Origin of the sequence: Geobacillus vulcani PSS1 (assembly GCF_000733845.1) — a bacterium.
Classification (GTDB): domain Bacteria; phylum Bacillota; class Bacilli; order Bacillales; family Anoxybacillaceae; genus Geobacillus; species Geobacillus vulcani.
Genome location: NZ_JPOI01000001.1, coordinates 3,101,344 through 3,121,730, shown reverse-complemented (window position 1 = coordinate 3,121,730; position 20,387 = coordinate 3,101,344). Strand labels below are relative to the sequence as shown.

The 20,387-nt window shown below is 55.8% G+C and carries 20 protein-coding genes; 17 read left to right on the top strand and 3 right to left on the bottom strand.

The annotated features are described in order from the left end of the window. The 5 genes from N685_RS0116745 to N685_RS0116725 all read left to right on the top strand — a co-directional run bounded on the left by N685_RS0116745 (nucleotide 1) and on the right by N685_RS0116725 (nucleotide 5,874). Nucleotides 1-1,080 carry a CaiB/BaiF CoA transferase family protein gene (locus N685_RS0116745; protein WP_031410263.1) on the top strand — a complete coding sequence of 360 codons (1,080 nt, stop codon included), beginning with the start codon at nucleotides 1-3 and terminating at the stop codon, nucleotides 1,078-1,080. Continuing rightward, nucleotides 1,077-2,696, top strand: coding sequence for a long-chain fatty acid--CoA ligase (locus tag N685_RS0116740; RefSeq protein WP_031410261.1), 1,620 nt, complete (start codon nucleotides 1,077-1,079; stop codon nucleotides 2,694-2,696). The genes N685_RS0116745 and N685_RS0116740 overlap by 4 nt, the downstream gene beginning before the upstream one ends. 14 nt (nucleotides 2,697-2,710) lie before the next feature. After that, nucleotides 2,711-3,562, top strand: coding sequence for a 3-hydroxyacyl-CoA dehydrogenase family protein (locus N685_RS0116735; protein ID WP_031410259.1), 852 nt, complete (start codon nucleotides 2,711-2,713; stop codon nucleotides 3,560-3,562). A gap of 125 nt (nucleotides 3,563-3,687) precedes the next feature. Continuing rightward, nucleotides 3,688-4,839 (top strand): thiolase family protein, encoded by a 1,152-nt coding sequence (locus N685_RS0116730; protein WP_031410257.1) that lies wholly within the window; start codon nucleotides 3,688-3,690, stop codon nucleotides 4,837-4,839. A gap of 156 nt (nucleotides 4,840-4,995) precedes the next feature. After that, nucleotides 4,996-5,874: a DMT family transporter gene (locus tag N685_RS0116725; RefSeq protein ID WP_031410255.1), complete on the top strand. Its 879-nt coding sequence runs from the start codon at nucleotides 4,996-4,998 to the stop codon at nucleotides 5,872-5,874. Nucleotides 5,875-5,970: 96 nt separating this feature from the next. Here N685_RS0116725 and N685_RS0116720 read toward each other — a convergent pair whose 3' ends face one another. Further along, nucleotides 5,971-6,585 (bottom strand): trimeric intracellular cation channel family protein, encoded by a 615-nt coding sequence (locus tag N685_RS0116720; protein WP_031410253.1) that lies wholly within the window; start codon nucleotides 6,583-6,585, stop codon nucleotides 5,971-5,973. Between the two features lie 158 nt (nucleotides 6,586-6,743). Between N685_RS0116720 and hflX the strand changes: the two genes are divergently transcribed. From hflX to glnA, 4 genes are all read left to right on the top strand, one after another. Beyond that, nucleotides 6,744-7,991, top strand: a complete 1,248-nt coding sequence (gene hflX, locus N685_RS0116715; RefSeq protein WP_031410251.1) for a GTPase HflX — start codon at nucleotides 6,744-6,746, stop codon at nucleotides 7,989-7,991. A gap of 13 nt (nucleotides 7,992-8,004) precedes the next feature. Continuing rightward, nucleotides 8,005-9,276 (top strand): methionine gamma-lyase family protein, encoded by a 1,272-nt coding sequence (locus N685_RS0116710; RefSeq protein ID WP_031410249.1) that lies wholly within the window; start codon nucleotides 8,005-8,007, stop codon nucleotides 9,274-9,276. A 76-nt stretch (nucleotides 9,277-9,352) separates the two neighbouring features. Beyond that, the gene (locus N685_RS0116705) at nucleotides 9,353-9,754 is read left to right on the top strand and encodes a MerR family transcriptional regulator (RefSeq protein WP_031410247.1); all 402 of its coding nucleotides are present in this window, start codon (nucleotides 9,353-9,355) and stop codon (nucleotides 9,752-9,754) included. Nucleotides 9,755-9,793: 39 nt separating this feature from the next. Next, nucleotides 9,794-11,128, top strand: a complete 1,335-nt coding sequence (glnA, locus tag N685_RS0116700; RefSeq protein WP_031410245.1) for a type I glutamate--ammonia ligase — start codon at nucleotides 9,794-9,796, stop codon at nucleotides 11,126-11,128. Nucleotides 11,129-11,192: 64 nt separating this feature from the next. Here the strand turns inward: glnA and lexA are convergent, their stop codons facing one another. Continuing rightward, nucleotides 11,193-11,816: a transcriptional repressor LexA gene (gene lexA / locus N685_RS0116695; RefSeq protein ID WP_031410243.1), complete on the bottom strand. Its 624-nt coding sequence runs from the start codon at nucleotides 11,814-11,816 to the stop codon at nucleotides 11,193-11,195. 152 nt (nucleotides 11,817-11,968) lie between these two features. Between lexA and yneA the strand changes: the two genes are divergently transcribed. From yneA to N685_RS0116655, 8 genes are all read left to right on the top strand, one after another. Next, the gene (gene yneA / locus N685_RS0116690) at nucleotides 11,969-12,274 is read left to right on the top strand and encodes a cell division suppressor protein YneA (RefSeq protein ID WP_031410241.1); all 306 of its coding nucleotides are present in this window, start codon (nucleotides 11,969-11,971) and stop codon (nucleotides 12,272-12,274) included. A gap of 18 nt (nucleotides 12,275-12,292) precedes the next feature. Then, nucleotides 12,293-12,946: a YneB family resolvase-like protein gene (locus tag N685_RS0116685; RefSeq protein ID WP_031410238.1), complete on the top strand. Its 654-nt coding sequence runs from the start codon at nucleotides 12,293-12,295 to the stop codon at nucleotides 12,944-12,946. Between the two features lie 127 nt (nucleotides 12,947-13,073). Then, nucleotides 13,074-13,304, top strand: coding sequence for a DUF896 domain-containing protein (locus N685_RS0116680; RefSeq protein ID WP_031410236.1), 231 nt, complete (start codon nucleotides 13,074-13,076; stop codon nucleotides 13,302-13,304). Nucleotides 13,305-13,410: 106 nt separating this feature from the next. Continuing rightward, on the top strand, nucleotides 13,411-15,417 hold the full coding sequence (gene tkt, locus N685_RS0116675) for a transketolase (protein ID WP_031410234.1): 2,007 nt from the start codon (nucleotides 13,411-13,413) through the stop codon (nucleotides 15,415-15,417). A gap of 256 nt (nucleotides 15,418-15,673) precedes the next feature. Then, nucleotides 15,674-16,111 carry a sporulation inhibitor of replication protein SirA gene (gene sirA / locus N685_RS0116670; protein WP_031410232.1) on the top strand — a complete coding sequence of 146 codons (438 nt, stop codon included), beginning with the start codon at nucleotides 15,674-15,676 and terminating at the stop codon, nucleotides 16,109-16,111. Between the two features lie 89 nt (nucleotides 16,112-16,200). Next, entirely contained in the window at nucleotides 16,201-16,413 is a 213-nt protein-coding gene (locus N685_RS0116665) for a YneF family protein (RefSeq protein ID WP_031410230.1), read from the top strand. 125 nt (nucleotides 16,414-16,538) lie between these two features. Continuing rightward, on the top strand, nucleotides 16,539-18,302 hold the full coding sequence (locus tag N685_RS0116660; RefSeq protein WP_031410228.1) for an ABC transporter transmembrane domain-containing protein: 1,764 nt from the start codon (nucleotides 16,539-16,541) through the stop codon (nucleotides 18,300-18,302). Beyond that, nucleotides 18,299-20,077 (top strand): ABC transporter ATP-binding protein, encoded by a 1,779-nt coding sequence (locus N685_RS0116655; protein ID WP_031410226.1) that lies wholly within the window; start codon nucleotides 18,299-18,301, stop codon nucleotides 20,075-20,077. Before N685_RS0116660 ends, N685_RS0116655 begins: the two co-directional genes overlap by 4 nt. Before the next feature lie 58 nt (nucleotides 20,078-20,135). Here the strand turns inward: N685_RS0116655 and N685_RS0116650 are convergent, their stop codons facing one another. Continuing rightward, a complete protein-coding gene (locus N685_RS0116650) occupies nucleotides 20,136-20,315 on the bottom strand; it encodes an aspartyl-phosphate phosphatase Spo0E family protein (protein ID WP_031410224.1) in 180 nt (59 codons plus the stop codon). Nucleotides 20,316-20,387 lie beyond the last annotated feature (72 nt).

Genomic DNA, 20,387 nt, shown 5'->3' with positions numbered 1-20,387 from the left:
ATGTTGAACGGCATCGTTGTGCTTGATTTTTCCCAGTACTTGCCGGGTCCGTTTGCGAGCTGGCGCCTCGCCCAGCTCGGAGCCGAAGTCATCAAAATCGAGCCCCCCTCCGGCGACCGTCTGCGCCCGTTCGCCGGGGGGCGGCTGTTTGCCGCCTATAACGCCGGCAAAAAAAGCGTCGCCTTGGACTTAAAGACGGACGAGGGACGCGAGCAAGCGCGGCGGCTCGCCGCCCGCGCCGATGTGGTGATCGAGAGCTTCCGCCCCGGAGTGATGGCCAGGCTTGGGCTCGGGTATGACGATGTGCGCCGCGACAACGAAGGGATCATTTACTGCTCGATCAGCGGCTTCGGCCAGCGGAGCGGCCGCTCCTTGCTCGGCAGCCATGATTTGAACTATATGGCGCTCTCCGGTTTATTGGCGCAGCTCGCCGATGAACGCGGCCGTCCGGTTCATCCGAAAGTGACGCTGGCTGATTTTATCGGCGGCATGGCGGCGGCGGAGCGCGTTTTGGCGGCGCTGTTGGCCCGCGAGCGGACCGGCCAAGGCGCCTATTTGGACGTCTCGCTGGTTGACGGCTTGGCGGCGATGATGGCGGGCCATTTTGCCATGGAACACGGCGGCGGGCCGAAACATGGCCTTGCCGAACTTGCCGGGGAGGTGGTGTGCTACCAACTGTATGAGACGAAAGACGGCCGTTATATGAGCGTAGCGGCGCTTGAACCGCACTTTTGGCGCCAGTTTTGCGAAGCGATCGGCCATCCGGAATGGATCGGGGCGCAGTGGGCGCCGGCGCGGCCGGGAGAGGCGGTGTATGACGGACTTGTCGCTTTGTTTCGCGAAAAAACGCTTTCTGAATGGAGCGCCTTCGCGGAAAGGGTCGACGCTTGCCTTGCTCCGGTGCTTGAAACGGATGAAGCGAAGCGGCTGTTTGCCGACGGCCAAGTTCGCCGTCTTGTCGCGATGCAGCCGGATGGCGTGTGGACGGCTGCGCATGGGCCGGATGGCCGGTGGGACGTCGAAGCGCCGCCTGAAGTCAATGAACATGCTGATTTGTTGAAGGGGAGGAATAACCGATGATGAAAACACCGTTAAACATTTCGATGATGCTCGAGCGGGCGGAGATGTTTTTTCCCAAAAAACAAGTCATCTCCCGCATGAAAGGCGGTGTCGTCCGCCATACATACAAAGAGATTGGGGAGCGGACGCGCCGGCTGGCCAGCATGTTGAAGCAGCTCGGGGTGGGAGTCGGCGACCGCGTCGGCACGTTCGCCTGGAATCATCACCGCCATTTGGAAGCGTATTTTGCCATTCCCGGCATCGGGGCGGTGCTGCATACGATCAACATCCGTCTCTCACCGCAGCATATCGCTTACATCATCAACCATGCCGATGACCGCGTTCTGCTGATCGATGATGATTTGCTGCCGGCCATTGAAGCGGTGAAAGACGAGATCCCGAACGTGCGCGCTTTCATCATTATGACCGACGCCGACGAGCTGCCGGAAACGGCGCTGGCGCCGGTGTACCATTACGAGAAACTGCTTGCCGAGGGCGATCCGGCATTCCCGTTTTTGAAAGACCTCGATGAATACCAACCGGCCGGAATGTGCTATACATCGGCGACAACAGGCCGTCCAAAGGGGGTTGTATACACGCACCGGAGCACCGTCTTGCACGCGATGGCGCTAGGCCTAGCTGATACGCAAGGGCTGTGCGAGCGCGATGTCGCCATGCCGGTTGTGCCAATGTTTCACGTCAACGCGTGGGGGCTGCCGTTTGCCGCCACGTGGTTCGGTTCGACGATCGTCATGCCGGGGCCGGCGTTTACGCCGAAAGTGCTTGCCGAGCTGATTGAAGCCGAGCGGGTGACGATCACGGCCGGCGTGCCGACGATTTGGCTCGGGCTGCTGCAAGAATTGGAGAAAGGCCGCTATGATGTCAGCAGCCTGACGCGCGTCATTTGCGGCGGTTCGGCCGCGCCGAAAGGAGTCATCCGCGCCTTTGAAGAAAAATACGGCATTCCGTTTATTCACGCGTACGGCATGACGGAAACGAGCCCGCTTGTGCTCGTCTCGCGCCCGAAAAGCTATCAAGACGGGCTGTCGTACGAGGAGAAACTCGACATACGCGCCAAACAAGGGCTGCTTGCGCCAGGGCTTGAAATGAAAGTAATCGGCCAAAACGGGCCGGTTCGCTGGGACGGGAAGGAAATGGGCGAGCTTTGCTTGCGCGGGCCGTGGATCGCCGCCGAGTACTACAACGATGAGCGAACGAAGGAGACGTTCCGCGACGGCTGGCTCCATACCGGTGATGTCGTCACCGTGGACGAAGAAGGGTTTGTGAAAATCGTCGACCGGACGAAGGATGTCATTAAAAGCGGCGGCGAATGGATTTCATCGGTTGATTTGGAAAATGCGCTTATGACCCATGAGGCGGTGTTCGAAGCGGCGGTCGTCGCCGTGCCGCATCCGAAATGGCAGGAGCGTCCGATTGCCTGCGTCGTGCTGAAAGAAGGCAAAAGCGTGACAAAAGAAGAGCTGTACGACTTTTTGCGCCCGCAATTTGCGAAATGGTGGCTGCCGGACGACATTGTGTTTCTCGATGAAATTCCGAAAACAAGCGTCGGCAAGTTTTTGAAGCGGAAGCTGCGCGATGAGATGGCGGCGCGCTATGCCGATGCGGCGGCGGAGTAAAGGAGGCGAACACCGTGGCCGAAACGATTGCGGTCATCGGCGCTGGAGTGATGGGAAGCGGTATCGCGCAAACGGCGGCGATGGCGGGAAAAACGGTGCATTTATATGACGTGTCCGAAACGGCTTTGCAAAACGGGCTCGCCTCGGTCGAAAAAAGCTTGCGCCGCTTTGTGAAAGCGGGGCAGTTGTCTGAACAAGAAGCGGAGGCGGCGCTCGGCCGCATCCGCCCGACGACCGATTTGGCGGAAGCGGCGCGTGACGCGGACGTTGTTATCGAAGCCGTGCCGGAAAACTTGGCGTTGAAAAAAGAGGTGTTTCGAAAGCTTGACGAACGGACAAAGCCAGACGCCATTTTGGCGACCAACACATCGGAGCTGAGCGTGACAGCGCTTGCCGCCGCGACCCACCGGCCGGAGAAAGTCATCGGCATGCATTGGTTCAATCCGGCGCCGGTGATGAAGTTGATCGAAATTGTGAAAGGGGAGGCGACCTCCGACGACACCGTCGACGCCATTCGCCGCCTGTCCGCCGAGCTTGGCAAAGAAACGGTCGTCGTCAAAGACCGGCAAGGGTTTGTGACAACGCGGGCGATCGCCGCCCATATGATTGAATGCATCCGCATGTACGAAGAAGGAGTCGCCTCGGCCGAGGATATTGATAAAGCGGTGCGGCTTGGCCTCAATTATCCGATGGGTCCGCTCGAGCTCGCTGACATGGTCGGGCTTGATACGCTCCTGTTTGTGAGTGAAAACATGACGGAAGCGTACGGCGACCGGTTCCGGGCGCCGCAGCTTTTGCGCAAGCTCGTTGAAGCCGGGCATTTAGGGCGGAAAACAGGGAAAGGGTTCTATACGTATACAAAATGAACAGGCGCTCTCATGGAGAGGGTGGACAGAAACTGGCCCATTTGGCGGCGCTGCGGTGCGCCGTTCGATACAACGGTGTGGCCGCGCCGTCAAGGCGTGGCGTTGACAACAACAAGGAGGCGAAGATGATGCGCGAAGCGGTGATCGTGGAAGCAGTCAGAACGCCGGTCGGTAAACGGAACGGCGTCTTCCGCGACGTTCATCCGGTCCATCTGGCCGCGGTGGTGTTGGATGAAGTTGTGCGCCGGGCGGGCATAGACAAAGGGGCGGTGGAAGACATCGTCATGGGCTGTGTGACGCCGATCGCCGAGCAAGGATACAACATCGGGCGGCTCGCGGCGTTGGAGGCTGGATTCCCAATCGAAGTGCCGGCTGTGCAAATCAATCGGATGTGCGGCTCCGGGCAGCAGGCGATCCATTTTGCCGCTCAAGAAATTCGCTCCGGCGATATGGATGTCACCATTGCCGCTGGGGTCGAAAGCATGACGAAAGTCCCGATTTTAAGCGACGGTAATGAGCGGACGATTCCGCCGTCGCTTCATGAAAAGTACGAGTTCATCCACCAAGGCGTTTCAGCCGAGCGGATCGCCAAAAAATACGGCCTGACGCGCGCGGAGCTGGATGCCTACGCCTACGAAAGCCATCGGCGCGCCTTGGCCGCCATGCGCGAAGGGAAGTTTCGCGCCGAAATCGTCCCGGTCAAAGGGCTTGACCGCGATGGCCGCGAAATCCTTGTCACCGATGATGAAGGGCCGCGGGCCGATACATCGCCGGAAGCGCTCGCCGCGCTCAAGCCGGTGTTTCAGGAAGACGGCGTCATCACCGCCGGCAATGCGAGCCAAATGAGCGACGGGGCGGCCGCTGTGTTGCTCATGGAGCGGGAGGCGGCGCGCCGGCTCGGACTGAAGCCGAAAGCGCGCATCGTCGCGCAAACGGTCGTCGGCTCGGACCCGACGTATATGCTGGATGGCGTCATTCCGGCGACAAGACAAGTGCTGAAAAAAGCCGGACTTACGATCGAGGATATCGATCTCATTGAAATCAACGAAGCGTTCGCCCCGGTCGTGCTCGCCTGGCAAAAAGAAATCGGCGCCCCGCTTGCGAAAGTGAATGTCAACGGCGGCGCCATCGCGCTTGGCCATCCGCTCGGCGCGACGGGCGTCAAACTGATGACGTCGCTCGTTCATGAGCTTGAGCGGCGGGAAGGCCGCTATGGGCTATTGACGATTTGCATCGGGCACGGCATGGCGACAGCGACGATCATCGAGCGAATGTAAGGCGCGACAAAACACATGACGTTCGCACCATCAGCAGCGGGGGCGGCCGCCAAGCCGCCAAGCCCGCTATTTTTTTGCTGAAAACCAAGCGGGACGGAAGCCTCGCGGGTGTGATAAGATGAAGAAAAGCGGACGAAAGGGGGAGCGCTGGGTAAGATGAAACAGCCTGTTCTCGCTTCTTTGTATTTATCGCTCGCCGCCGGCATTTGGGGCGGGATGTATGTCGTAAGCAAGTACGTATTGGACTACATCCCGCCGCTGACGCTAGTCTGGCTGCGCTACGCCGTCGCCTTGATCGCGCTTGCCGCGATCGCGGCAGTGAAACGCGAGCACCCGCCAAAGCACGGGCGCGATTGGATGATGGTGATCGCGATTGGCCTCATCGGCTATGTCATTTCCATTTCGCTGCAATTTGTCGGCACGAAATGGTCGAACGCCCATACGGCTTCGCTCATTACGGCTTCGACACCGGCGTTTGTCGTTTTATTTGCCCGTTGGCTGCTTGGGGAAGCGCTCACATGGCGGAAGCTTGTGGCGTTGTTGTTGGCGGCGGCGGGAGTGATCGTCATCGTCGGCCTCGGGGGCAGCGGGGAGTCGACGTTGGCCGGAAATATGGCGTTAGTCGGCGCGGCGGTCACTTGGGCGCTGTTGTCGGTGCTGGTGAAAATGGCGTCGGCGCGCATGTCCGTTCTTTCCATTACCACCTTCGCCATCTTGGCGGCGTTTGTCGGCATGACGCCGATGTTGATGGTGGAGCGCCCGGGGCTGACGGCCGTTCAATGGAATGCGCCCGTCGTGATGGGCGTGTTGTACCTTGGCATCGTGTCAACGGCGGGCGCGTTTTTCTTGTGGAACAAAGGAATGGAGATGATCGACGCCGGCATCGGCTCGCTCTTTTTCTTTTTTCAGCCGCTCGTCGGTTCGCTCTTTGGCTGGTTGTTTTTGCATGAGCGGCTTGACGCGTCCTTTTGGGTGGGCGGAACGCTTATCGTCGCGGGAGTGGCGGTGGCGGTGCGGAGCGGGCAAAGCGCGTAAGGAAAGCGAAGCGCCCGCGCGGGGGCGTCCCCTGCTTGCCATTTCTTCTTTGGCCATGGTTTGATGCCCAATCACTCGAATCTACGCTGGAAGCTATTACCCGCCCGCTTTTTCTCCAACCGCCCGCCGCGGCAGCTTCCAGCCGTACGTGTATGACAAAATGCGAAGAGCAGCGACGGCAATAAACAGCACATACAGCTCCACGGGCGACTCCGCCCATTTCAGTCCGACGGCAACGCCGGCGAGAATCGCCCAGGCGGCGTAAATTTCCGCATGCAGCACAAGCGGCTTCCTTCCGGCGAGCACATCCCGGATGATGCCGCCGCCGCTGCCAGTCAACACCGCCGCGACGATGACCGCGCTTAACGGATGACCCATGTTGACGGCATACAGCGCCCCTTGGATGGCGAACGCCGATAACCCAAGGGCGTCAAAAAAGTTGCCCCATCGCTTCCACGGCGGGAGCATCTGCTTGGGAAACAAATAGACGATCGTCATCGAGACTAAGGCGACAAGAAAGAGCGAACCTTGTTCCCATAACGCCGATACGGGAACCCCAATCAGCAAATTTCGCACGGCCCCGCCGCCAAACGCCGTGACGATCCCTAAAATATAGACGCCAAGCAAATCATACTCCTCTTCCATCGCGACGATCGCCCCGCTGATGGCAAAGGCGATCGTGCCGATGATGCTCAATATTTCCCACGTCATTCGTGCTGTTCCTTTCCGTGTCGTGTCCTTGTATCATTGTAGGGGCAAAAGCGGTGGAAAATCAATTGTTTTTTTGGAACGAACTAGCAGACCGGCGGTGTGATTTGGTATCATCAACGTAGATAACCCTGTTTGCCGCAAAGGAAAGGAAGGATGTCATGAACCGCGAACAAGCGATCCTTGTCGGCTGCCAGCTTGCCGGTGTTGATGATGAACGGTTTCGCTATTCAATGGAGGAGCTCGCTTCGCTCGTTGCGACGGCGAACGGCGAGGTTGTGGCAGAGTTGACGCAAAAACGTGAAGCGCCGCACCCGGCGACGTATATCGGCAAAGGGAAAGCGGAAGAGCTCGCCGCCATCGTTAAGCAGCTGGAACCGGACGTCGTCATTTTCAACAGTGAGCTTTCTCCAAGTCAAGCGCGCAATTTGACGAACATGCTTGGCGAGGTGAAAGTGATTGACCGGACGCAGCTCATTTTAGACATTTTTGCAAGGCGCGCCCGATCGAAAGAAGGAAAGCTGCAAGTTGAGCTCGCCCAGCTCGAGTATCTGTTGCCGCGCCTTAGCGGCCAAGGAGAGGCGCTATCCCGCTTGGGCGGCGGCATCGGCACGCGCGGCCCGGGGGAGACGAAGCTGGAAACCGACCGACGCCACATTCGCCGCCGCATCGACGACATTAAAGCTGAACTGCGGCGCATCGCCGAGCATCGCGGGCGGTACCGCGAGCGCCGGCAAAAAAACCAAGCGTTTCAAGTGGCGCTCGTCGGCTATACGAACGCCGGCAAATCAACGATTTTCAATCGGCTGACCGCTGCCGATTCGTTGGAAGAAAACTTGTTGTTCGCCACGCTCGATCCGTTGACGCGCAAATGCGTCTTGCCATGCGGCTACACGGTGCTTGTCACCGATACGGTCGGGTTCATTCAAGACTTGCCGACGACGCTTGTCGCCGCGTTCCGCTCGACGCTCGAGGAAGTGACGGAAGCGGATCTGTTGCTTCACGTCGTCGATTCGTCGCATCCTGATTACGCCGAACATGAGCGAACGGTGTTGCGGCTCATTGCGGAGTTAGGGGCTTCCTCCATTCCGATGGTCACGGTGTACAATAAAAGTGACCGACAGACGCCAGAATTCATTCCGACGACGACCGAGGCGCTCGTCATGAGCGCGCTTTCTGCCGCTGATATCGACCGGCTTCGCGGTTTTATTGAGAAAGCAGTGAAACAACAAATGGTGCCTTACGACGTGTCGATTCCAAGCGGCGAAGGAAAATGGCTCGCTCGGTTAAAATCGGACACCATTTTGCATGAATGGCATTATAATGAACAGGGGGGCACGTACGATTGCCAAGGGTACGTGCTGCCGACGCACCCCTTGTATGGGGATCTGCAATCATTCCAACGATAGAAAGGGTTCATCGATGTTTTGGACACAGTGGAGACACGGAGAAACCATCGCTCTTCTCATCGAGGAAATTGAAGCACAAATCGCGCCGATTCACCGCCGCATCGACGAATTGATTGAAGCAAACCAATACCGGGTGCTTGAAAGCTTCCGTCGTCATCAAGTGAGCGACGGCCATTTCATTCCGACGACCGGTTATGGGTATGGCGATACGGGCCGCGATACACTCGACCGCATTTACGCTGATGTCTTTGGAGCGGAAGCCGGTCTTGTGCGGCCGCAAATCACTTCCGGCACGCACGCGATTGCCATCGCCTTGTTCGGCATTTTGCGCCCGGGTGATGAATTGCTTTACATCACCGGCGCTCCGTACGATACGCTTGAGGAAATCGTCGGCGTCCGCGGCCGCGGCGTCGGCTCGCTGAAGGAGTTCGGCATTCGTTATCGCAGCGTGCCGCTCACAGCGGATGGAATGGTCGATTGGCCGGCCGTTCGCGAAGCGATCCATGAACGGACGAAAATGATCGGCATTCAACGTTCACGCGGCTATGCGGACCGGCCGTCTTTTACCGTCGAAGAAATCGGCCGCATGATTGCATTCGTCAAGTCGATTAAACCGGATGTTGTCGTGTTTGTCGACAATTGCTACGGGGAGTTTGTGGAAGAAAAAGAGCCGTGTCATGTGGGCGCTGATTTGATGGCTGGATCGCTCATTAAAAACCCCGGCGGGGGGCTGGCGAAAACGGGCGGCTACATTGTCGGCAAGCGGGAATATGTCGAAGCGTGCGCCTATCGGATGACATCACCGGGCATCGGTGCCGAAGTCGGACCGTCGCTGTACAGTTTGCTTGAGATGTACCAAGGGTTTTTCCTTGCCCCGCACGTCGTCGGGCAAGCGCTCAAGGGAGCGGTTTTTACGGCGGCGATGCTCGAGCGGATCGGACTCAAAACCTCGCCATCGTGGAAGGCAAAGCGAACGGATTTGGTTCAGTCCGTCCGTTTTGACGATCCGGAACAAATGGTGGCATTTTGCCAAGCGATTCAGGCTTCCTCCCCGGTCAACGCTCATTTCACCCCGTATCCGAGTGAGATGCCGGGCTATGAAGACAAAGTAATCATGGCCGCCGGCACGTTCGTGCAAGGGGCAAGCATTGAGTTGACGGCCGATGGGCCGTTGCGTCCCCCCTATGTCGCGTATGTGCAAGGCGGATTGACGTATTCGCATGTGAAAATCGCCGTCTGTTCCGCCATTCAGCGTTTGCTTGAACAACAGTTGATTTGTTTGTGAGGAAACGTCACGTTTCATTGACTCATTTCCTAACATTATGGTAAAATAAAGGTATCAAAAGCGAGGAGGAATTGGCATGAGCAGCCAAATTCGTCGTTCCATGCCATTGTTTCCAATTGGGATTGTGATGCAGCTGACCGACTTGTCGGCTCGGCAAATCCGCTATTATGAAGAGCACGGCCTTGTTTCGCCAGCGCGCACCGAAGGCAACCGGCGGCTGTTTTCGCTCAATGATATTGACCGCTTGCTGGAAATTAAAGATTTGATCGACCAAGGCGTCAACTTGGCAGGCGTTAAGCAAATTTTTGCCGCACGGGAGGAAGGGCGCCACGGGCAAGCGGAGAAAGTCGAAAAAGCAGGAAAACCGAAGCTGTCGGATGAAGAACTGCGCGAAATTTTGCGGAATGAATTGTTGCAGGCCGGGCGGTTTCAGCGCGCATCGCTTCGCCAAGGAGATCTCGCTCGCTTCTTTCATTAATGACGGAAAATGATTTCCGAGCCGGGGAGGAGTTTCAACATGGCAAAATATACGCGTGACGACATTCTACACATCGTCAAAGAGGAAAATGTCAAGTACATCCGCCTGCAATTCACCGATATTTTGGGCACGATCAAAAACGTCGAAATTCCCATCAGTCAGTTGGAGAAAGCGCTTAACAACAAAATTATGTTTGACGGATCGTCGATCGAAGGATTTGTCCGCATTGAAGAGTCGGATATGTATTTGTATCCGGACTTGGATACGTTCGTCATTTTCCCGTGGACCGCAGAAAAAGGAAAAGTCGCCCGCTTTATCTGCGACATTTACAACCCGGATGGCACGCCGTTTGAAGGCTGTCCGCGCTATAACTTGAAGCGGATGCTAAAAGAGATGGAGTCGCTCGGCTTCAACGCCTTTAACTTAGGGGCTGAGCCAGAATTCTTCCTCTTTAAGCTGGACGAAAAAGGACACCCGACGATGGAGCTGAACGATCGCGGCGGCTATTTCGATTTGGCGCCGACGGATCTTGGGGAAAATTGCCGACGCGACATTGTGCTTGAGCTTGAGGAAATGGGGTTTGAAATCGAAGCGTCCCATCATGAAGTCGCCCCGGGCCAGCATGAGATTGATTTTAAATACGCCCATGCCATTAAAGCGTGCGACGACATTCAAACGTTTAAGCTCGTCGTCAAAACGATCGCCCGCAAACACGGATTGCATGCGACCTTTATGCCGAAGCCGATTTTTGGGATTAACGGTTCAGGGATGCACTGCAACTTGTCGCTGTTCCGCAACGGTGAAAACGCCTTTTTCGACCCGAACGGCGATTTGCAGTTGAGCGATACGGCGCGTCAGTTTATCGCTGGTGTGCTGAAGCATGCGCCGAACTTTACGGCGGTGACGAACCCGACCGTCAACTCGTACAAGCGGCTTGTTCCAGGCTATGAAGCGCCGTGCTACGTCGCTTGGTCGGCGCGCAACCGCAGCCCGCTCATCCGCATTCCCGCTTCGCGCGGCATGAGCACGCGCATCGAGGTGCGCAGTGTCGACCCGTCGGCCAACCCATACTTGGCTATGGCGGTGCTTTTAGCCGCTGGGCTTGACGGCATTCGCAACAAACTCACTCCTCCGGCGCCAGTGGATCGAAACATTTACGTCATGACGAAAGAAGAACGGCTCGAAGAAGGCATCGTCGATTTGCCGGCAACGCTGCATGAAGCGCTGGAAAACTTGAAGTCCGATGAAGTGATGATTCACGCGCTCGGCAAACATTTATTCGAGCATTTCATCGAAGCGAAGGAAATCGAGTGGGATATGTACCGGACAACGGTCCATCAATGGGAATTGGATCAATATTTGGAGCTTTACTGATGCATAAAAAAGCTGCCCTGTTTTTCGGGCAGCTTTTGTTATGGCGGCAGCGCTGGCCGGACTCTTAGTCGATCAGGCGATAGACGCCGATCACTTTGCCGAGAATCGTGCAGTCGCGGACGAGGATCGGTTCAAGATGCGCGTTTTCCGGCTGCAGGCGGATGTGGTCTTTTTCCTTGAAAAACCGCTTCACCGTCGCTTCGTTGTCTTCCGTCATGGCGACAACGATGTCGCCGTTGTTGGCCGATGACTGTTGGCGGACGATGACGTAGTCGCCGTCGAGAATGCCGGCTTCGATCATGCTGTCGCCCATCACTTCAAGCATAAACAGCTGTTCTTCGCCTGAGGCGAGCCGTTTTGGCAACGGAAAGTAGCCTTCGATATTTTCCACTGCGGTAATCGGTTGGCCGGCCGTCACTTTGCCGATGATCGGCACAGAGATCGTTTCCTCTTTTTCTTTTTCCTTGGCCATGTCAGGGTCCAAAATTTCAATGGCGCGCGGCTTTGTCGGATCGCGGCGGATGTATCCTTTGCTCTCTAGGCGCGCGAGATGCCCATGGACGGTTGAGCTTGACGCAAGCCCGACCGCTTCCCCAATTTCCCGCACCGACGGCGGATACCCCTTCGTTCTCACTTCCTGTTTAATAAACTCTAAAATTTGCTGCTGTCGTTTTGACAGTTTCGTCATCGTTTCACACCTCTTGCTACATCATTTGCCTCCATTATATCATGCGGAAGATGAAAAAACAAACATGAGTTCGAGTTTTTTATTGACACAAACAAACGTTCCTAGATATAATGAAGGAAAGCGAACAAACATTCTAGGAAAAGGTGGGGGAAATGGGAAAAACATTGTTGCACCACTTTCTATTCTCTTTTTTGTTTGCGCTCGTATTGGCAGGGTTCGTCTACGCCAGCAGCCCGGTCGATCAAAAAGAATACGTGACGATCACGGTCGCTCCTGGCGATACGCTTTGGGGGTTGGCGAAGCAGTATGAAGAGGAGCACGGGCTGTCGCCGAATGAGTTTATCCGCTGGGTGATGGAGATGAATCACCTGTCGAGTTCGCGCCTCACGGCAGGTGAACAAATCGTGATCCCCGTGTTAAAATCAAAGCAGGGCGGCTCATTGGCCGTCAACCGGTGACAGAAAGAAGGGGAGGCCATGAGAGCGGTCATTTATTGCCGCGTCAGCACAGACAAAACAGAGCAGGAAACGTCGCTGGCTAGGCAACGCGATGAGCTGGAGCATCTGGCGGCTGAGTGTGGATTTGAAGTCGTCAAGGTAATCGCTGAGCAGGCGAGCGGTTATGAAGCTGATCGCGATGGCGTATTGGAGCTTCTCGAATTGTGCGAAGAGGGAAGCGTCGATGTGTTGCTTATTCAAGATGAAACGCGGCTTGGGCGCGGCCATGCGCGCATGGCGGTGCTGCACTGTTTGAAAAAGCAAGGGGTGAAAATATACAGCGCCAACCACCGAGGGGAAATGCCGCTGTCGGAAGCCGATGAGATGGTGTTGTCCATCATCGCTATTGTTGAGGAGTACCAGCGGAAAATACATAATGCGAAAATTAAGCGCGGCATGAGGCGGGCCGTCGAGCGCGGCTATCGTCCGGAGCGGAACTTGAGGCGCCAGGGTGAAAACGCCGGGCGCGATCGAATCGATCTGCCGGTCGAGGAGATCGTCCGCTTGCGCGAACGCGGCTTGACATTTGCTGATATCGCCGCGACGCTGCGGAGCTTTGGCTATGAGGCGTCCAAGGCGACTGTTCATCGCCGTTACCAAGAATATATGGACGAGCAACAACGGCAGCGTTGATCGTGTGACGCACCTAATCTTAAAAGCGGCGAACAGATGAAGAAAACTGAGACATCGTTGCCATCCTCCCGTTTCATCCGATAAGATGAAGTCGAGTGAGAATATGACAGATAGGAGAAGATGCCTGATGATCGCGAAACATAAACTTGCCCGCATCAACGAACTGGCGAGAAAGGCAAAAACGGCTGGCTTGTCAGCCGAAGAGACGCTTGAGCAGGCGAAATTGCGCCGCGAGTATATTCAGGCGTTCCGCAAAGCGATGACCGATATGCTGCATGCGGTGACCGTCATCGACCCAAACGGCAATGACGTAACGCCCCAAAAATTGAAGGAAAGCCGGCAGCGGCGTTTCCATTAAGGAATCATTGCCTCGTTCGCGTTGGAAGAAAAAGAAACGTTGTACAAGCAAGTCAATTTTCTATATGATAGTAAATGACACCATGTTGATGAAAGGGAGGAAGACGATGGCGCATTCAATCGAGGAGTTGGCGATTACGACGATTCGAACGCTGTCGATTGACGCGATCGAAAAAGCGAAATCCGGGCACCCAGGCATGCCGATGGGTGCGGCGCCGATGGCGTATACGCTTTGGACGAAATTTATGAACCACAATCCAGCAAATCCAAGTTGGTTCAACCGCGATCGGTTCATCTTATCCGCGGGCCATGGATCGATGCTGCTTTACAGCTTGCTCCATTTAAGCGGGTACGACGTATCCATGGACGACCTCAAGCAGTTCCGCCAGTGGGGAAGCAAAACGCCAGGCCATCCGGAATACGGTCATACGCCGGGGGTGGAAGCGACGACCGGCCCGCTTGGCCAAGGGATTGCGATGGCGGTCGGCATGGCCATGGCGGAACGACATTTGGCGGCTACATACAACCGAGACGGCTTTGAGATCATCAATCATTATACGTACGCCATTTGCGGCGACGGCGATTTGATGGAAGGCGTGGCAAGCGAAGCTGCGTCACTCGCCGGCCATTTAAAGTTGGGCCGTCTGATTGTCCTGTATGACTCGAACGACATCTCGCTAGACGGGGAGCTCAATCTGTCGTTCTCGGAAAACGTCGCCCAGCGTTTTGAAGCGTACGGATGGCAATATTTGCGCGTTGAGGACGGCAATAACATTGAAGAAATTGCAAAAGCGTTGGAAGAAGCACGGGCTGATCTCAGCCGGCCGACGCTCATTGAAGTGAAAACGACGATCGGCTACGGTGCGCCAAATAAAGCGGGCACGTCCGGCGTTCATGGCGCTCCGCTCGGCGCGGAAGAGGCGAAGTTGACGAAGGAAGCGTACCGCTGGACGTTCGCCGAAGATTTTTATGTACCGGAAGAAGTATATGTCCATTTCCGGGAAACAGTGCAAGAGCCGGGGGCAAAAAAAGAAGCGGAATGGAACGAACAGTTCGCCGCCTATGAACAGGCCTATCCGGAACTGGCCGCCCAATTGAAGCGAGCGATCGAAGGCAGACTTCCGGACGGATGGGAAGCTTCATTGCCGGTATACGAAGCGGGCAAAAGCCTAGCCACTCGCTCGTCTTCGGGCGAAGTCATCAACGCCATCGCCAAAGCGGTGCCGCAACTGTTCGGCGGTTCGGCGGACTTGGCAAGCTCGAACAAAACGCTCATCAAAGGCGGCGGCAACTTCCTGCCGGACAGCTATGAAGGTCGCAACATTTGGTTTGGCGTGCGCGAGTTTGCCATGGGGGCGGCGCTGAACGGCATGGCGCTCCATGGTGGATTGAAGGTGTTCGGGGGCACGTTCTTCGTGTTTTCCGACTATTTGCGCCCGGCCATTCGACTCGCGGCGCTCATGGGGCTGCCGGTCACGTATGTGTTGACGCACGACAGCATCGCCGTCGGCGAAGACGGACCGACGCACGAGCCGGTCGAACATCTTGCTTCGCTTCGAGCCATGCCGAACTTGTCGGTCATCCGACCGGCCGATGCGAATGAAACCGCGGCAGCATGGCGACTGGCGCTCGAATCGACGGACAAGCCGACCGCCCTTGTCTTGACGCGTCAAGATGTGCCGACATTGGCGACAACAGCCGAGTTGGCGTATGAAGGCGTGAAAAAAGGCGCGTACGTCGTTTCACCGGCGAAAAACGGCGCTCCGGAGGCGCTGTTGTTGGCGACCGGCTCGGAAGTTGGTTTAGCCGTCAAAGCGCAAGAAGCTCTCGCCGCTGAGGGCATCCATGTCTCTGTCATCAGCATGCCATCGTGGGACCGCTTCGAAGCGCAGCCAAAATCGTACCGCGATGAAGTGCTTCCGCCGACGGTGACGAAACGGCTCGCTATCGAAATGGGGGCGTCGCTCGGTTGGGAGCGCTACGTCGGCGCCGAGGGCGACATTTTGGCCATCGATCGGTTTGGCGCTTCGGCACCGGGAGAGAAAATCATGGCCGAGTATGGCTTCACCGTTGACAACGTCGTCCGCCGCACGAAAGCGTTGCTCGGCAAGTAATCGGGAAAGCTGCCCTTGCGTTGTTGCAGGGGCAGCTTGTTTTTGTGCAGCATGGCCGCGCTGCGCCTTGTTCAAGTAGTTTCGGGGTTGGATCGAAGGGAAAGGCTTGTTGATGACGCGTTGCCTGTTTACGGCGGCATGTCCACCGCAAACAAAAATCGACAAAGTTAGTGAAAAAACTTGCCGTTAATAGACATATTTTTTCCCTTTCCTTTTCTATAATAGAAAATAGATGAACAGAAATGGGGGATGGGGCATGGTCCGCTATTGGATTTATTTGTTGAATGACGATGTGGCGCTGCATTACCGCCATCGGCCAGAAAAAATTGTCGAACTGCTTCGTGAGCATCAATACGCGAAAGCACCGCTGAAGGCAATTTGCCGCAAGCAAGTTGAATTTATCACCGAACGGCTGTCATTTTCGCGTCTGGAACTCGGCTTAAAGCAATATTTTGTCGGCCGCGTCGGCAAAAATTTGGAGCGCAATATGTTTGTTTTGCAAAACGACGCCGGCGAGGAAGCGTTGCTTGTCGTGCAAAAGCGCCGCTTGCTTCTTGTCGCCGACAGCGCGCCGCTTGCCGCGGACATCGGACGGGCGCTGGCGCAGTTGTCGCCGACGTTTTTGGCAGTCGACGCTGATTTTGTCGATTACTGTTGGCTGTCCGCGCCTGCGCAAGGGAGAAAATTTGCGTAATGAAAAGATTTTTGTCGCGAAATATTGTCTAATGGCGCATCGTTTAGTACACTGTTAGGGAGACAACAAGAAGGAGGAAAATCGCTGCTATGTGGGATACGATTCTCGTTGGCGTGCTGGCGCTCATCGCCGGGGTGGCGATCGGGTTTTTCATCGCCCGCAGAACGATGATCAATTATTTGAAGAAAAACCCGCCAATCAATGAACAAATGATTCGCATGATGATGATGCAAATGGGCATGACGCCTTCGCAGAAGAAAATCAATCAAATGATGAAAATGATGAACAATCAACTGAAATAAGCGAAACGGACACTCGATCGAGAGTGTCTTTTTATTTTGTAAAAATGTTCTTTCAAAATTTTTCTAGTTTTGTTACAATAATATGGCGATTGTTTGCTAGTGAAACAAAGGGGGGGCGGGATGGCATGCGTGTGTTTCGCGATTTGTTTTGGTTTTTCCGTCAAGAAAAGAAGGCGTATATGACCGGCATTTTCGTGCTTGTCATCGTCGCGTTTTTGGAGACGGTCCCGCCGAAAGTGATCGGCTTGTTGGTCGATCATATGAAAAACGGCACGATGACAAAAGAAGTGCTCATCCGCTGGATCGCTGTCCTCGCCGCTGTTGCGGCGGCGCTTTACGGCCTCCGGTATGCTTGGCGCATTTGCATTTTCGGAGCGGCCGTCAAGCTCGCCCGCCAGCTGCGCAATGAGCTGTATGAACATTTTACGAAGATGTCGCCGTCGTTTTATCAGCGGAAGCGGATCGGCGATCTGATGGCTCACGCGACCAATGACTTGCAAGCGATCCAGCAAACGGCTGGCAGCGGCATTTTGACGCTTGTTGATTCGCTGACGCTCGGCGGATTTGTGCTGGCGACCATGGCGGTTTCGATCAGCTGGAAGCTGACCTTCATCAGTCTATTGCCGCTGCCGGTGATGGCGGTGGCGACGAGCCGCTACGGAACGATCCTTCATCGGCGGTTTGTCACGGCGCAAGAGGCGTTCTCGTCACTCAACGATAAAGTGCAGGAAAGCATCAGCGGCGTTCGGGTGATCAAAGCGTTTGGTTATGAAAAACAAGATGTGGAGGCGTTTCGCCGTCAATCGGAAGATGTGGTGGCTAAAAATATCGCTGTCGCCAAAATTGACGCGCTCTTTGACCCGACGATCGGCTTCCTTGTCGGGCTGTCGTTTTTCCTCGCGGTCGCGTTTGGAAGCGAAATGGTGTTGACCGGCGAGCTGACGATTGGGGAACTCGTCTCGTTTACCACCTATCTCGGCTTGCTCATTTGGCCGATGTTGGCGTTCGGCTGGCTGTTTAACATCGTTGAGCGCGGGCGCGCCTCGTATGATCGGGTGCGGGCGCTGTTGGCCGAGCAGGATGAAATTCAGGAAGCTCCCGATGCCATTGACGTTCCCCCGCGAGGCGACATCGAGTACGACATCAAGCGGTTCGCCTATCCCGGGGAGATGAGGACGGCGCTTTCGGACATTCGTTTTCGGCTCAAGAGCGGGGCGACGCTTGGCGTTGTCGGCAAAACCGGGGCAGGGAAAACGACGCTGCTTCGTCTGTTGCTGCGCGAGTTTGACGGCTATGACGGAGAAATTCGCTTCGGCGGCCGCGACATTCGCAGTTACACGCTGTCTGCGCTCCGCTCGGCGATCGGTTATGTGCCGCAAGACCATTTTTTGTTTTCGGCTTCCGTGCGCGACAATATCGCCTTCGCCCAACCGGAGGTCGAGGAGAAGAAAATCGTGCGCGCGGCGCAGCTCGCCCACATTCATGAGGACATTCTTCAATTTCCAGACGGCTATGCGACCGTTGTCGGCGAGCGCGGCGTTTCTTTGTCGGGCGGGCAAAAACAGCGGCTGTCGATCGCGCGGGCGCTTTTGGCGGATCCGGAAGTGCTCATTTTGGATGATGCGTTGTCGGCGGTTGACGCGAAAACGGAAGCGCGTATTTTAGCCGCCTTAAAACAAGAGCGGCGCGGCAAAACGACGATCATCGCCGCTCATCGTTTAAGCGCGGTCGAGCATGCCGATTGGATCGTGGTGCTCGATGGCGGACGAATCGTGCAGGCCGGAACCCACGAGAAGCTCATGGCTGAAGACGGCTGGTATCGCGACATGCATCAGCGTCAACAACTCGAAGCGTTCGTGGAAGGATCACAGATCGGAGGGATGGCATGAACGGGCAGACGTTGACGGCCAAAGAACAGCGGCGAGTCCTTTGGCGGTTGCTTTCTTACATGGGGAGATACAAAAAGGAAGCCGCCCTTGCGTTTTTCCTTCTTCTTTTGTCCACGGCCGGCGAGCTTGCCGGACCGTACTTGGTGAAGGTGTTCATCGATGATTATCTCATGCCGGGCCGCCTGGCTTTTGAGCCGGTGGCGGCGTTGGCTGCCGCTTATCTCGGCGTGCTCGCCGCGAAAACAGCCATCACGTACTTTCAGCTTGTTGAATTTCAGCGGCTCGCTTTATATATTATTCAAGCGTTGCGGATGGACGTGTTTTCCAAGGTGCATCGCCTTGGGATGAGCTATTTCGACCGAACGCCAGGCGGCAGCATCGTCTCGCGGGTGACGAATGACACGGAAGCCATCAAAGACATGTTTATTAGCGTTTTAGCGGTGTTTGTGCAAAACGGTCTGTTTGTCATTGGCGTGTTTATCGCCATGTTTGTGCTCAACGTCCGACTCGCGTTGTTTTGCCTGTTCATTCTGCCGGCCATCGCGCTCATTATGCGCACGTATCGCCGTTACAGCTCGGTATTTTATCAAGACATGCGCGAGCGGCTGAGCGAACTGAATGCCAAATTGAATGAGTCGCTGCAAGGGATGGCCATCATTCAAGCGTTTCGTCAACAGCAGCGCCTCTACCGGGAGTTCGCGGCTGTGAATGAGGCGCACTACCGGGCGGGGATGCGAAACATCCGCCTTGACGGGCTGCTGCTTCGGCCGGCGATCGATGTGATCTATATGGCTTCGATTATGGTTGTGCTTGGCTTTTTTGGCATTTCGGCGCTCGAAAGCCCGGTTGAGATCGGCGTGCTCTACGCTTTTGTCAACTATTTGGAGCGCTTTTTTGAGCCGGTGACGCAAATGATGATGCGCCTGTCGCTGTATCAACAGGCGATCGTTTCCGCCTCGCGCGTCTTTGCCCTTCTTGACCGTGAAGAGGAGGCGCCGTTTCATCCGGAACAAGCTCCGTATACGATCGAGCGCGGTGAAATTGAGTTTCGCGATGTCAGTTTTTCCTACGATGGCAAACGAGATGTCGTAAAGCGCGTGTCATTTGTGATTCACCCCGGACAGACGGTCGCGTTTGTCGGCCATACGGGCAGCGGCAAAAGCTCGATCATCAACCTGCTCATGCGCTTTTACGAGTTTGACCGCGGCGATATTTTGCTTGACGGCCGGTCGATCCGCGATTATTCGCGCGCTGAGCTCCGCCGTCGGCTAGGCCTTGTCTTGCAAGATCCGTTTTTGTTTTACGGAACGGTGCGCGACAATATTCGCATGTATAACGAAACCATCGATGAGGAGCGGGTGAGGGCGGCCGCTCGATTGGTGCAGGCCGAGCCGTTCATTGAGCAGCTGCCAGGGGGCTACGACCATGTGCTCGCTGAGCGCGGGGCGACGTTATCGAGCGGTCAGCGCCAGCTTCTTTCCTTTGCTCGCACGATCGCCGCTGATCCGAAAATTTTGGTGCTCGATGAAGCGACCGCCCATATTGACACGGAAACAGAGGAAGCGATTCAAGAAGCGCTCGCGCGAATGCGAAAAGGGCGGACGACGCTGGTGATCGCCCACCGTTTGTCCACCATTCAAGATGCGGATCAAATCTTCGTCCTAAAGCGTGGCGAAATCGTCGAGCGCGGCACGCACCAGCAACTCTTGGCGCAAAGGGGGATTTATTATCAAATGTATTTGCTGCAAAACGGCCTCGTCGACGTCCATGCGTAAATGGCGGCGTTTTGCCGCCCCTGCTTGGAACAATAAAGAAGAAAGCGCCATGTCCCGCCTAGCGGGAGGCGCTTTGCTTTCGCTGCTTGGTTTGTTCTCGTTGATAGGCATTGAGCAACGTGTCAAGCTCTTTGCTGATTTTCATGGCCGCCGCCGAGTTTAACCCCGTTTTGGCCACCGTGTCGACAAGCTCCATCCGCTTTTGTTCAATCAAGGTCAACAAATTGCATTTCGGCACGAATCGACCGTCCTTTGCTTGAAGTATTGTGTATGGTGCTTTATACTATTTTATCAGTGAACGCAAAAATGG